Origin of the sequence: Chlorobium sp. KB01, assembly GCF_001975465.1 — a bacterium.
In the GTDB taxonomy this organism is placed as follows: Bacteria; Bacteroidota; Chlorobiia; order Chlorobiales; family Chlorobiaceae; genus Chlorobium.
In genome coordinates, this window is record NZ_MPJE01000066.1 from 1 (window position 1) to 13,327 (window position 13,327).

The 13,327-nt window shown below is 49.9% G+C and carries 9 protein-coding genes; 2 read left to right on the forward strand and 7 right to left on the reverse strand.

Annotated elements, in window-relative coordinates; translation table 11 throughout:
* Together BOO20_RS06500 and BOO20_RS06505 are read right to left on the reverse strand one after the other, a co-directional pair.
* Window positions 1-1,445 (reverse strand): VCBS domain-containing protein (locus tag BOO20_RS06500; RefSeq protein ID WP_144277132.1); only part of this gene is annotated, 1,445 nt, incomplete at its 3' end.
* A gap of 730 nt (window positions 1,446-2,175) precedes the next feature.
* Entirely contained in the window at window positions 2,176-2,868 is a 693-nt protein-coding gene (locus BOO20_RS06505; protein ID WP_076791495.1) for a YukJ family protein, read from the reverse strand.
* A gap of 170 nt (window positions 2,869-3,038) precedes the next feature.
* Between BOO20_RS06505 and tkt the strand changes: the two genes are divergently transcribed.
* Together tkt and pgl are read left to right on the forward strand one after the other, a co-directional pair.
* Window positions 3,039-5,063, forward strand: coding sequence for a transketolase (gene tkt / locus BOO20_RS06510; protein ID WP_076791497.1), 2,025 nt, complete (start codon window positions 3,039-3,041; stop codon window positions 5,061-5,063).
* On the forward strand, window positions 5,060-5,878 hold the full coding sequence (gene pgl / locus BOO20_RS06515; RefSeq protein WP_076791498.1) for a 6-phosphogluconolactonase: 819 nt from the start codon (window positions 5,060-5,062) through the stop codon (window positions 5,876-5,878). The genes tkt and pgl overlap by 4 nt, the downstream gene beginning before the upstream one ends.
* Here pgl and zwf read toward each other — a convergent pair.
* From zwf to BOO20_RS06540, 5 genes are all read right to left on the reverse strand, one after another.
* On the reverse strand, window positions 5,869-7,305 hold the full coding sequence (gene zwf, locus BOO20_RS06520; RefSeq protein WP_076791500.1) for a glucose-6-phosphate dehydrogenase: 1,437 nt from the start codon (window positions 7,303-7,305) through the stop codon (window positions 5,869-5,871). The two genes, pgl and zwf, sit on opposite strands and share 10 nt — an antisense overlap.
* A gap of 10 nt (window positions 7,306-7,315) precedes the next feature.
* Window positions 7,316-8,215 (reverse strand): phosphogluconate dehydrogenase (NAD(+)-dependent, decarboxylating), encoded by a 900-nt coding sequence (gene gnd / locus BOO20_RS06525; RefSeq protein ID WP_076791502.1) that lies wholly within the window; start codon window positions 8,213-8,215, stop codon window positions 7,316-7,318.
* A 32-nt stretch (window positions 8,216-8,247) separates the two neighbouring features.
* Window positions 8,248-11,247, reverse strand: a complete 3,000-nt coding sequence (locus tag BOO20_RS06530) for a response regulator (protein ID WP_076791503.1) — start codon at window positions 11,245-11,247, stop codon at window positions 8,248-8,250.
* A gap of 147 nt (window positions 11,248-11,394) precedes the next feature.
* Window positions 11,395-12,537 (reverse strand): glycosyltransferase family 1 protein, encoded by a 1,143-nt coding sequence (locus tag BOO20_RS06535; protein ID WP_076791653.1) that lies wholly within the window; start codon window positions 12,535-12,537, stop codon window positions 11,395-11,397.
* Window positions 12,538-12,671: 134 nt separating this feature from the next.
* A complete protein-coding gene (locus BOO20_RS06540; RefSeq protein WP_076791505.1) occupies window positions 12,672-13,142 on the reverse strand; it encodes an aminoacyl-tRNA deacylase in 471 nt (156 codons plus the stop codon).
* Window positions 13,143-13,327 lie beyond the last annotated feature (185 nt).

Genomic DNA, 13,327 nt, shown 5'->3' on the forward strand with positions numbered 1-13,327 from the left:
AGTGTGCTGCTGCTTGTCGCTCCCTGGTCATCCGTTACCGTGTAGGTTGCTACAAGATCCTTCGTCTCACCTGCGGCAAGCGACTGATAGGCTGCGTTGGATGGATCGAAGCTGTAGCTGCCATCTGCATTAATCGTGAGACCGGCTACTGCTGCATCCTGTGAGTAGGCTGCTGTATGCAGGGTATCGGCATCCGTTGAGGTAACATAACCCGTCACCACTGCACTGCCTTCTATTGCGGAGTTTGTCGATAGTGCGGCGACCGGTCCATCATTCGTTCCGGTTACGGTGATCGTCTCTGTCTGTGTAACCGAGGCTCCTTTTGTATCAATGACACTGTAGCTTACAAGAATGGTCATTGATTGACCAACCGCAAGGTGGTTGAAGGCTTCGTTGGCAGGATCAACAGTCAGCGTGCTGCCGCTCAAACTTACTCCGGCCGGAGGAGTGCTGATGGCCAATGCACTATCAACGCTGTAGGTAACGATGCTTCCGACGCTCAGCGTATCAGCCGTGTCGACATCACTCGCACCGCTTAGCAGGTTCAGGGTGTAGGATGCTGTACCTTCTGCTGCCGTAGAGAGCAGCGCACCTGCCACCGTTGGTGCATGGTTGACAGCACCACCCTGGTTATGCTCTGCCTCTTCATGCTCATCGCTTTCATGATGATCATCTTCACCATGATGGGAATCGTCGTTATCGTGATGATCACCCTCACCTTTATGCGAATCATCGTTATCCCGATCCCTGTTGTTTTCGTTCCTGGAGCTTTTCGGCGAATCATCAACCCCCTGTAACGTCACCACGATCTCTTTGGTAGTACCGTCAGCAGTGTTAACCGTAAAGGTTTCAGTTGCGTTCGCCTTGCCTCCTCCAAGTTCCTGAAGTTTGGCATTGTCCGCAGTGTAGCTCCACGAACCATCTTTACTGATACTGAACTGTCCGTATTCGCCCTTCACCGAGTTCTGTGCAACAAAGGTGGCTGCACTGTCAATATCACTCGCACCCAGCTTCCCGTTAACACCATAACTACCGCTGTCTTCGGTGATAAGACCGGTACTTGTACCCGAAATAACAGCAGCATCATTCACCGCGGTCACATTGATCTTCAGGCTGCTGGCTGAACCCGTTTCACCCCTTGCATTCAGAACTTTAAAGCCGATGGAGGTGTAATCCTTCCCGTTTTCATCCTTGTCCGGAACGAACATCAATTTACCTGCGGCAATATCAGCAGCCGAAATCACCTGTTTTGCCGCAACATCCACCCAGCCTGTCCCGTTGAAATATTGCAATGATCCGTTACTCTCAGGAGTCGTTATCTGAACTCTGAGCGGATCACTCGCAACAGGATTATAGTTCTTAATGAAGTCGGAAATTTTCAGAATAAGGGAAGTGTCTTCAAGAGTTGTGACACTCGAACTGTAGGAATTGTTGGCGGCACTCATAATATGCTCCTTTCTGTTTTACAAAAGATTATGTGATTGGTATAAAAAAACTGAATCAATTGGCCTCACAGGGCAAAATCATAGTTAAACTCATCAGGCGATTATATAAATGACCTATACATGACTATATTTTATATATATCACCACACATCAAACCATAATAAATACACACAAAACAGCTATACATTAACGCTTATTAACACGATCCGAATCCGAACTTTTCACGACAATAACTCTGTCATTTTTTTGCTCTGCCTATTTGAAATCTTATCTGTCAACCGCCTAAAAAAGACGCCTATCCTTTTATTTTTTAAAGGATTATAATTTCACAATAGCACGAATAAAATATTTCAAACAGATCAAATCGCTTTATTCTCGATTAAAAAATTCTATTACGCGAATTTTCGTAACAGACATTTCGCGTCAAAATAAACCATACAAATACCAGCCACTCGAAAAACATATAACAGGCCGGCACAACAATATCAAGCAACTACTATACCAAACCGATTCAGTCCTGTTTACCCCGGTAAAAAGGAGCAAAATCGTATCAGTTTGATACACAGGTGTTTCAAAAGAAAGTGTATCACTGCAAGACTCGACAGCGGATAAAATCGGGTGGAATTGAAAAAGTGGGTACAGAGACATCGTAATAAACAGCAAGTTCATCCCGATGATCAGAAAATGATGCAGAAAGAGTAACTATATAGATACAGGTATATATTCGCAGCTAAAGAGCATGAGAGTGAAGAGCAAGTGACTCAGGGGCTGTTGAGGGGGAAGGAAAAAAGCTTTGGGTGTTGAATTTGCATAAAAAGGCGGCAAGGGTATGATCGCGGCGAAGAACAACAACGGCTCCATCCTGCCAGATTCCGTTTTCTGCATACCATTGACTTTGAGGTGGATCACCCTGATTCTGATGAATGTTGTGAACTCCGTTTCCGGTCCGGAAGGGCTCACCGAATATGAAGAGCTTCCGGGAGTGCATAAGCAGGAGTTCAAGATCCCTGAATGCCGCAAAACCCGTCCCGTATTTCCAGGCTTCACAGAGAGGGGATTCCGGTTCCGGACTCTTTTCGATGGATCCAGACACATGGTTAGCCGAAACAGAGCTACATGTTGGCTGAAGTTCCGGAGTGCGATAGTAATCCAGGGCACCGGAACCCGGCTCTGAATCAAGAGGGTGCCATCCATCCTGCAGGCGAAGGAGAGCGTGAAAAGCCTCGGGAAGAAGCTCTATCACCCGCCATTGCATCCCGTGAGCATCCCTTTTACTGTCAAGATCTACCGGACAACGAAAAACTCTTTTTCCGGCCTGCACTTTCAGATTACAGTGGTAGTATTTTCGCCTGCTGAAAGGATGATCACAATAATAATTGTAGAGGGTGCCGACCAGAACACCATAGCCATCGAAAAGAGCCATAACGATTCGTTTGCATGAATCCGGGTTATCGGAAAACGATAAGAGAAGTTACGCAACTGCCACAGAGAAGCAAGCCGGAATTCTGACAACGGAACCTTTGGATGGCTTCATGCGGTTTATCTCATCGAGGTTGTTACTTTCAGGCACAAGCAAACCTGAACCGTTCATGCATGCATAACCGTCCAGTTGACATGAAAACCATCAATACGGTAAGAGTGCTTGCCGTTGACATGGTGGAAAGAGCAAAATCGGGTCACCCCGGGATGCCTCTCGGAGCTGCGCCTATGGCCTGCGTGCTCTTTACCCGAATTCTGATTCACAATCCAGCCAACCCCCGCTGGCTGAACCGGGACCGCTTTGTCCTTTCAGCCGGACACGGTTCAGCCCTCCTCTATGCACTGCTCCATTTGAGCGGCTATGAACTGAGTCTGGATGATCTCAAAGCCTTCCGCCAGTGGGGGAGTAAAACCCCCGGCCATCCCGAGTATGGCCATACTCCGGGCGTTGAAACCACAACAGGTCCCCTCGGGCAAGGAGTTGCCACTGCGGTAGGCATGGCCATCGCTGAACGACATACTGCCGCGCTTCTGAACCGCGAAAAGCTTAAACTGATTGACTACTGCACCTATGTCATCTGCAGTGATGGCGACCTGATGGAGGGAATAAGCAGCGAAGCCTCCTCTCTGGCCGGTCATCTGAAACTCGGCAAGCTGATCTGCCTCTACGACAGCAACAGCATCTCCATTGAAGGCTCAACCAGACTCGCCTTTACAGAAAATGTCGGGGAACGTTACCATGCTTACGGCTGGCATGTTGAGCATCTTGACGGCAACAATCCTGAGGCTATAGAAGAGGCCCTGATCCGCTCAAAAAATATAACCGACCGCCCATCACTCCTCATTGCAAAAACCAATATCGGTTTTGGAAGCCCTAACAGGCAGGACAGTGCCGCCGCTCATGGCGAGCCACTCGGTGAGGAAGAGGAGAAACTGCTGAAAAAAGTGTTCGGGTTCCCGGAAGAAAAATCCTTTTATGTTCCGCCCGAGGTTCAGAACGAGTTTGACCAGGTAAAAACGAAGGGGCGTATTCTGGAAAAAGAGTGGATGGAGTTGCAGCACGAGTATCAGCAGACTTTTCCGGATTTATGGGGTGCGCTTGAAGAACGGCTTGCCCGGCGAATGCCGGAGGGGTGGAGAGAGCTGATGCCGGAATTCGACTCATCTGCCGGATTGGCAACCCGTCAGGCATCAAAAAAGATTCTCGAAAAACTCGCCGGAAAAATCCTTTTCCTTGCCGGAGGTTCTGCCGATCTGGCCCCCTCCTGCGGTACCCTGCTCAAGGATACTCTTGACTTCAGCTCTGAAACTCCGAACGGTGCCAACCTCCATTTCGGCGTCAGGGAGCATGCCATGGGGGCAATTATCAACGGCATGGCCCTGTCGGGCATCATCATTCCGTACGGTGCAACCTTTCTCGTCTTTGCGGACTATATGAAACCCGCCCTTCGACTTGCGGCACTGATGAAGGTTCACTCCATCTTTCTCTTCACGCACGACAGCATTGCTCTCGGTGAGGACGGGCCAACACACCAGCCGATTGAGCAGCTCGCCATGCTGAGGGCACTGCCCGGCTTTACAGTGCTGCGCCCGGCCGATGCCAATGAAACAAAAGCCGCATGGAAAGAGGCGCTCACAGCCAGAGCTCCTGTTGCTCTCATTCTCTCACGGCAACCGCTGCCGGTACTTGACGAAACCCGTTTTCCTGTCACTGCAGGAGTTCCGAAAGGGGGATACATCCTCTCTGACTGGCATCCGGAATCACCCTCACCTGAACAAGCAGCCATACTCATCGCAACCGGAGCGGAAGTGCATATCGCCCTTGATGCGCAGCGACTGCTTGCATCGGAAGGCATACCTGTCCGGGTAGTCTCGATGCCATCAACAGGGCTTTTTGACCTTCAGCCGGAGACATACAGAAACGCAGTACTGCCACCGGAAATAACCAACAGAGTTGTCATTGAAGCCGCATCACCTTTCGGATGGCACAAGTATGCCACAGAGAGAGGAAAAATCATCGGTATAGATCATTTCGGAGCATCAGCCCCCGGAACCATTACGCTCAAGGAGTTCGGGTTCACCGCTGATCATGCCGCAGAAACAGTAAGGAAACTGATCAATGGAAATGGAAACAGATGAACAACCAAAAGAGAGAGAAGAGTTTTTACAGCGGAAGTGTAGCGGCAATGACGGAACATGCCGCAGCGCTCATCATCACCGAAGCTTACCGATCAATTGCTGATCGAGGGAGATTCTCTCTTGTGCTTGCAGGCGGCAACTCTCCCCGTCCGCTCTACCGCCAATTGGCCGGGGGTATAGCGAGGGGACACCTTGAGCATTACGGCCTCCGGCTGCCGGAACCCGGACAAAGCAGGCAGAAAGGGAAACTCATACATATGCCCTGGCAGCAGACCTGGCTCTTCTGGGGGGATGAACGATGCGTACCTCCCGGTGATCCGGAGAGCAACTACAGAATGGCGGAGGAGACACTGCTTCTTGATACCCCTCTTCCTGTTGACCATCTCTTCAGAATACCTGCAGAGCAGGCTGATGCCGGACGGGCTGCAGAAGCATATGAAACCACAATCCGCTCCTTCTTTTCAACCCCCGGTCATCCTCATACACCGGAGAATATTCCGGCTTTTGATCTTCTCCTGCTCGGCCTCGGCGAGGATGGCCATACCGCATCACTCTTTGCCGACAACATTCAGGCACTTCAGGAATCAACGCGTTTGGCCGTAGCCGTGGATGCACCGAATGGAAACCCTCCGGGAAAGCGAATCACCATAACCCTCCCGCTGATCAACCATGCCCGGAATGTACTCTTTTTCACTTCCGGCAAAGCAAAAGCCCGGCTGGCGGAAAAAATATATCGCAAAGAGGAGTGCGAACTGCCGGCATCCCTCGTCTCCCCCGTCAACGGGCGACTCTTCTGGTTTACCACTCAGCCATAGATTCGCTGCGCTGCATCAGGTCCACCCGAGTGAACAGGGTATAAGGAAGGTTCCTCACCGCCGATTGCCTCCCGTATGGAGTCTATAATAGCCCACGAGTATTCGACACTGTCCTGACGGATAAAGTTCATCTGCTCACCTGCCATGGCATCAAGCAGCAATCGGTGATAAGGCGTTAAACCTGAATCGGAAAAAGAGGTTCTGTAATCGAATTTCATATAAACGGGATCAGTGATCACCTCTTCTCCGGGGCGTTTTGCTCCAAATCGCAGTGCGATGGTCTCTTCGGGCTGAATCCGCAGAATCACCTGATTGGCCGTATAGCTGCAGCTATCGGCCATACCGAAAAAGTTTTGGGGAGGGCACTTGAAGGTAATAACGATCTCGGTCACCGTTTCAGCAAGGTTCTTGCCTGCCTTTACAAAAAACGGGACATCTTTCCATCGCCAGTTGTCAATTAAAAACTTTACCGCAGCAAAAGTCTCAACCTTCGAACCGGCAGCAACATTTTTTTCACTGCGATAGCCTTCATACTGACCGAGAACAACTGATGTTTCAGCACTGTCAGACGAAAAATGACGGATCGAACGAAGTACCTTGGCTTTTTCATCGCGCACAGCATCAGCAGAAAAATCAACAGGCGGCTCCATGGCTACAGCGGCAAGCAGCTGAAGGGCATGATTCTGCATGATATCGCGCAAAAGCCCGGTCTCTTCATAAAAAGAGCCCCGGTCACGGATACCGAACTCCTCCGCAATGGTAATGGATACATTGGCTATGTAGTGGCGGTTCCATAAGGGCTCAAAAATCCCGTTGGAAAAACGAAAGACCATGATATTCTGTACCGTCTCCTTGCCGAGGTAGTGATCAATACGGAACACCCGCTCTTCGCTGAACACCTCACCAATCACATGGTTCAGTTCCCGCGCCGTCTGCAGGTTCCGGCCATAGGGTTTTTCAACAATTATTTTGCGCCATCCGCCACAGAAAACCGTTTTCTCTCCAAGTCCGGCACTTTCAAGGTTCCGCACAATAACCGGGGCCAGAGCGGGGGGGGTTGCGAGATAGAAAAGAAGATTCGTGCAGATACCCCTCTCTCCGGATACATCCATCAGCTCATTGTGCAGAGCATGATAACCGGCAACATCCTCAAGATCGACTCTGATATAAAAGAGCTTTCGGCTGATCTTCAGAAAGTCGGCCTCATCCTGAAGGGTTTCGGGCGAGAATCGTACAAGCTTTTCATGCACAAGGGAACGAAACTTCTCATGAGAAAGCTCTGCCCTGCCGACCCCGATAATGCGAAACTCCACCGGCATCTCTCCCCAAAGAGCCAGTTCACAAATCGAGGGAAAGAGTTTGCGGGCAGCCAGATCACTGTTTGCTCCGAAAATAACAAGGGTAAAATTATCGGGTTTTGCCTGCATGAGAACTCCTTTATGACTTGGCGGAAGAGCTGTGGCCGCCAAACTCATGGCGCAGTGCGGCCACAACCCTGTCGGAAAGATTATCGTCAGAGCGGGAGCGGAAACGGCTGAAAAGTGAGGCTGCAATCACCGGAATAGCGACTTCATGCTCCAGAGCAGCTTCAACAGTCCAGCGCCCCTCACCGGAATCGGCAATCCTTCCGCTGAGCGTGTCAAGAGCGGGATCCTTCTGAAAAGCACGGACTACCAGATCCATCAGCCAGCCCCGGATAACCGAACCATTCGCCCACACTTTTGATACCTCATGAAGATCATAGTCATAACTGCTTGACGCAAGCAGATCGAACCCTTCACCCATAGCCTGCATCATACCATACTCAATACCGTTATGCACCATCTTGGCAAAGTGGCCGGAGCCGGAGCTGCCCATATAGCCGTAACCGTTTTCAACGCAGAGATCTTTAAGCAGCGGCGCGATAAACTCATAAGCTCCCCTGTCACCACCGACCATAACACATGCACCGTTCAGCGCTCCTTCAAGCCCGCCACTGGTACCTGCATCAAGAAAATGAATGCCATGCCCACCCAGATATTCCGCCCGCTTTACGGAATCGACATAAAGAGAATTGCCTCCGTCAACAACAATATCACCCTGCTCAAGCAGGGGCACAAGCCGCTCTATGGTCGTATCGACAGGCACACCGGCCGGTACCATAAGCCAGATGAGTCGTGGAGAAGCAAGCATACCGGCGAGCTCCTCAACAGAACCTGCTGCAACAGCACCTTTTAAAGCCAGAGCGAGAACCGCTTCATCAGCAAGATCATAGACAATAAGCTCATGACCGCACTGAAGAAGATGCTGGGTCATATTGAACCCCATTTTCCCGAGACCGATAACTCCTGCCTTCATAATTCCAGATCATCATTATTTCAAACAGCTCCTTAACCGCCACCCGCCTCGCACCACCCGGAAGCCTCTACTCTCTCTTTAAAACGCAGGTAACTTGCATTTAAATCCCGAAGGAGTTCATCAATACCGGTTAAATCTCCCGACCTGGCCCCCTGCTCTATTATAGCGGCACTCCTGCTCAGCTCCTGACCTCCAACAGTTGCTGCGGCACATTTAATCGTATGCGAAAGGATACGGACTCTCTCGGTGTCATGCTCTGCCGCAGCTGCCTGAAGCTCTGTAATCTGAAGAGCAGCTTCAAGAAGAAACTGGCCAATGATAATAAGGATAATCTCCCGGTCATTCTGAAGGCGGAAAAGAACATCATCGATCAGAAAGACATCATCGGTTGAAAGTGCATCCGCACCATCCTCCTTTGGACTCTCCCGGACAAACAAACCGGGAAAATAGCATTCGAGAATCGCCTGGAAATCGGATTTTTTCAGAGGCTTTGCCATAAAGTCATCCATACCCGCTTCAACGCACTTCTCCCGGTCTCCTTTCATGGCATTTGCGGTCATGGCCACAACAGGAATATCCGGAGAACTGAGCAGGGTGTGATCCTTGCGAATACGGCGGGTAACCTCATAACCATCAATTTCAGGCATCTGGCAATCCATAAACACCAGATCATATCTCTTTTGACGCATGGCATCAATTGCCTCCCTGCCATTGGCGGCAACATCGGGAAAACAGCCGAGTTTACCGAGCATGGAAAGAGCTACTTTCTGATTGACAACACTGTCTTCAGCCAGAAGAACATGCAGGGGAAGCTGCTCCGGAGTCACAGCCCCACCTGAAGAAACTTTGCTTTCATATTCCGGTTCCACAATTGCCTCCCTTTCGATATCAAATGCTTCAGCCACCATTCTGCAAAGCTCCCTGCGCCTGACCGGTTTCTGAAGAAACCTGAAAATCCGGTCACCAAACTGTTTTTTCATCTCCTCCTGAGAGCCGATCGGCACCAGAAGAATGACGCGAATACCCTCTGCTGCAAACGGCATGGCTTCAAGCAGGGCATTGAGAGCTGCAGCTTCCTTTTTAATAAACTGTACATCAAGCAGAATGACCCCGCATGGTGAGGGGGATTTTGCCGCCTGTTCCAATACATTCCGGGCCGCTTCCCGATCATCGGCTTGAGAAGAGAGAGCGCCCCATGAATCCAGAAGCGACACAAGCATGGTTCTCAAAAAGGGGGACGGGCTTATTACCACTACTCCCTTGCCCTGCAAGCGCTCTTTTCCGGGGAGGCTGTGCTCCTTCTGCAGAGGTTGCTTTTCCAGACTTACATCAAACCAGAATGAGGCTCCACTTCCGGGCGCACTTTCCACATGAATGCCCCCGCCTCCCATCTTCAGGACAAGATCATTTGAAATTGAAAGACCCAAACCGGTTCCTCCGAATTTTCTTATGTTTGAACCATCTGCCTGGGTAAAAGGCTCAAAAATTTTCTGGAGCTTGTCTGCCGAAATTCCTATCCCGGTGTCACGGACATTGAATCGGATAACCGCATTTCGATCGGTTTGCTTCTGCATCATCACCTTCAGCACAACCTCCCCGCCCTCCGGAGTAAATCTGAGCGCATTACCGATAAGATTGACAAGAATCTGGCGAATTCTTGCAGGATCCCCTTTCAGTGAAAACGGGAGATCCAATCCGGTGATCAGCAAAAGCTCAAGACCTTTGGCTCTGGCTTCAAGTCCCAGAACACCACAGATCTCTTCCAGAAGATCGAACAGGTCAAAATCGATGGTATCGAGCTGAAGCATGCGCGCCTCAATTTTTGAAAAATCAAGAATATCATTGATGATTTTAAGAAGATTGCGACCGCTTCCGTTAATGATCTCAACATAGTTCCTCTGGTCGGTCGAGAGTCGGGTTTCAAGCAGGAGATCAGCCATACCGATAACGCCATTCATCGGCGTGCGGATTTCATGACTCATATTGGCAAGAAACTGACTTTTGGCCGCATTGGCCGCTTCTGCATTTCTTGCCCTCTCCTCTGTCAACCGCATTGACTCCTCAAGCTTCCGATTGGTTTCGATAAGTTCTTTTCGAGCCTGGTTGGCATCCTCAATAAGATTCAACAGTGCGGTTCTCTGATGTTTTCGGTAGATAAGATCGCTCTCACGGGAAGTCTCGTCACTGCCAATGTCAAGAAAATCGAAAAGCCCGGCTTTCTCAATAGCCAGCAGATGATCTTCAAGAGTAAAATCCTCCACCTTATCCTCTGAAACCATCCCGTCTGTATCCATACGGCTCTCCTCCTCCCTGCTTCTGCCCGCACGAAGTTTTTCGAGTTCTGCTTTCATCTCAATATTACGCAGCTCACGACCGACCATAAGACGGTTGAACCGTTCAAGATCATGAAGCGAGTGCTTAAGGTCGAGCTCCATCTGCTTGCGTTCCGAAATATCAGAAGCAAGAATAACCACAAAACCGACCTTTTCACCCTGGAAGCAGGGTGCAAATCTGGACTCAACCTCGATAGTAGCGTCATTGCCGGAGTGGATAAATCCGGACTCGATCACCCTGAGACGGCCAGTTTCAAATACCGTGTCGAGAGTCTGGAGATACTCCTCCCGACAGGGCCCGATAATATGATCAGAAAGATTTGCACCAACCGTGAGTGTACCATGAAAACATGGCATGGAACGGTTTACATAGATGATCCGGTAATCACGATCAACAGCAATAATGGTATCAGGGCTGTTAACAAGCACGGATGCAAGGGTATTTTCACTCTCCCTGAGCGAACCGAACGCCTCCTCTATCCGCTCACAGGAAAGCTCTCGTTCGATACTCTTCTCCTCAAGGCAGTGTTGAACATCAAAAAACTCTACGGACTGGCGTATGAGCGTACTGTTCTGATGGCGGAGAGCTGCCTGATTTTCAATCAGCTCCTGCTCTGTCTCGCATCGTTTCCGCAACTCGCGTTCGAGCTCATCAATGCGCTTCTGAAGCTCATGATAGAGGGGCTTCTTCATGACCATATGGAAGTGTCAATAACAGTTGGTCGGCATGGTACCACATGCACTTCTCCACCATAAAATTGAAGGGAGGTTCAGGTTGTCAACACCTTCCGGAAACACATCGCCGAAATGGAGTAACGTAACCCGATCCCGGCAGAACCTCCGCTGCTACAACCCTGCAGGAGCGGTTGACTGCCTGACCAGTTTGCTGTAGTGGTCAATAACAACACCGTTAACGGCAGACCATGATTGCGCTTCGGCATAGGCAAGCCCGAGGGACCTCAACTCGCTGTGCAGCCCTGAATGCTCGTGCAACTCACGGCATTTTGTAAAGAAATCCTCAACATCACCGGCACGGGCAACAACTCCCCCTCCCGATCTGTCAATAATATTCCTGCACCCGCCGCCATCAGAGACAACTGCCGGAAGTCCGGAGGCGAGCGCCTCGAGGGCAACATTGCAAAATGCCTCCGTGGTTGAAGGGAAAAAAAAGATATCACCGCTTGCATAAGCCTCCGGAAGTGCAACTCCGGTAAGATAACCGGTAAAAATTGCGTCCGGCATTCTTTCTCTCATCTCCTCTTCAGCAGGGCCGGACCCGATAAGCACAAACTTGACACTCCTGGCAAAGCCCGACTCCATAAACCGGTCATAAACCCGCATAACAACCTCTATATCCTTGTAAAGCACAAATCTTCCTGCATAGACAATAACACTCTTGCCGGATGCATCCCACGCTTCACGAAGTTTTTCGGAACGGCGCAATGGATCAAAAAGCTCCCGGTCTATACCCCTCGACCAGATTTCGACATTGTTGATATCTTTGTCAAGAAGTTTTCGCCGGACACTCTCGTTAGGAGCAAGAACCACATCACAGTTGTTGTAAAACCATGTCAGATATTTCCATGCATATTTTTCGGCAAATCCAAGATGGTAATAGCTGAGATAAGAGGGGAAATCGGTATGAAAGGCTGATGCCACCGGCAATGATCTTTTTCGGGCATAGAGAAGAAAGGCTCTGCCGATAATATCCGGTGTCGAGATGTGAACAATATCAGGCGCAAACTCGTCAAGCTGCCGCATTGTTTCCGCATTGAAAAACCCGATTTTGTAGTCAGGATAGAGCGGAAGGGGTACCGCCGGCATTTTGTGAACCGTCAATCCATTATGATTATCCCGGTTCGATACATCAGGAGACCAGACGGTAAGCTCATGGCCGTTTTTCCTGAATGAAGCCACAAGCTGATAGATCGATTTTACAGCACCATCCTTGTCCTTGACATAGGTTCCCGAGTATAAGGCAATCTTCATAAAGGGAGAAACAAAACAACTATAGAGCAATGCAATTGTCATGACAACGATATCATGACAACCTTTTCCCGAGCCTCAGGCTGACATCAAGGAAGGTAACATTTCCTGCTGAAAAATCCAGTTTGACCGCTCATTCACTTTACATCGAGAGCAAGCCGTGCAACTTCAGGATGAACCAGCCGTCGGTAATCTTCATAGGAGAGCCGCAAAAGCTCATTATGCGAGCCGGCATTGAAAGCGATTTCATCATCCTCCTCAAGTTCTTCTGCAACATAGACGTCCATGCCATAGAGATTGCCAAAGGGCGGCATGGCTCCAATTTCGCATTCGGGAAACAGGCCGGCAAACTCCCGCTCTCCTGCGAGCTCAACATCCCGCGTTCCTGTCACTTCCCGTAAACGCTCGAAATCAAGCTGACGTGAAGCAGGCAGTACGACCATAGCCATGGTGCCGTTTATGCTGACCATGACCGTTTTGGCAAGCTCTTTTCCCGGAACATGAGCCGCCGCTGCGATTTCCTGTGCTGTATAAGCCGGAGAGTGGCTGAGCACAAAATACCGGACAGCATGACTGTCAAGGAACTCCCTCAATTTGCGGATAGGCATGGCAACCTCACTTTTTTTAGCGGTTCACTACAAAACACCGGCCTTTCAACTCAAACAGAAAAAAGCCGGATTTGCGTACTGCTCCAGACGGTCGGTACTTCGACTCTCTAAAAAAAATCTGATCCTCAAACTATCCCGGGCATACTGAAGTTCCTGCCACGATAGAGACTTAGTAATCCTGAAAA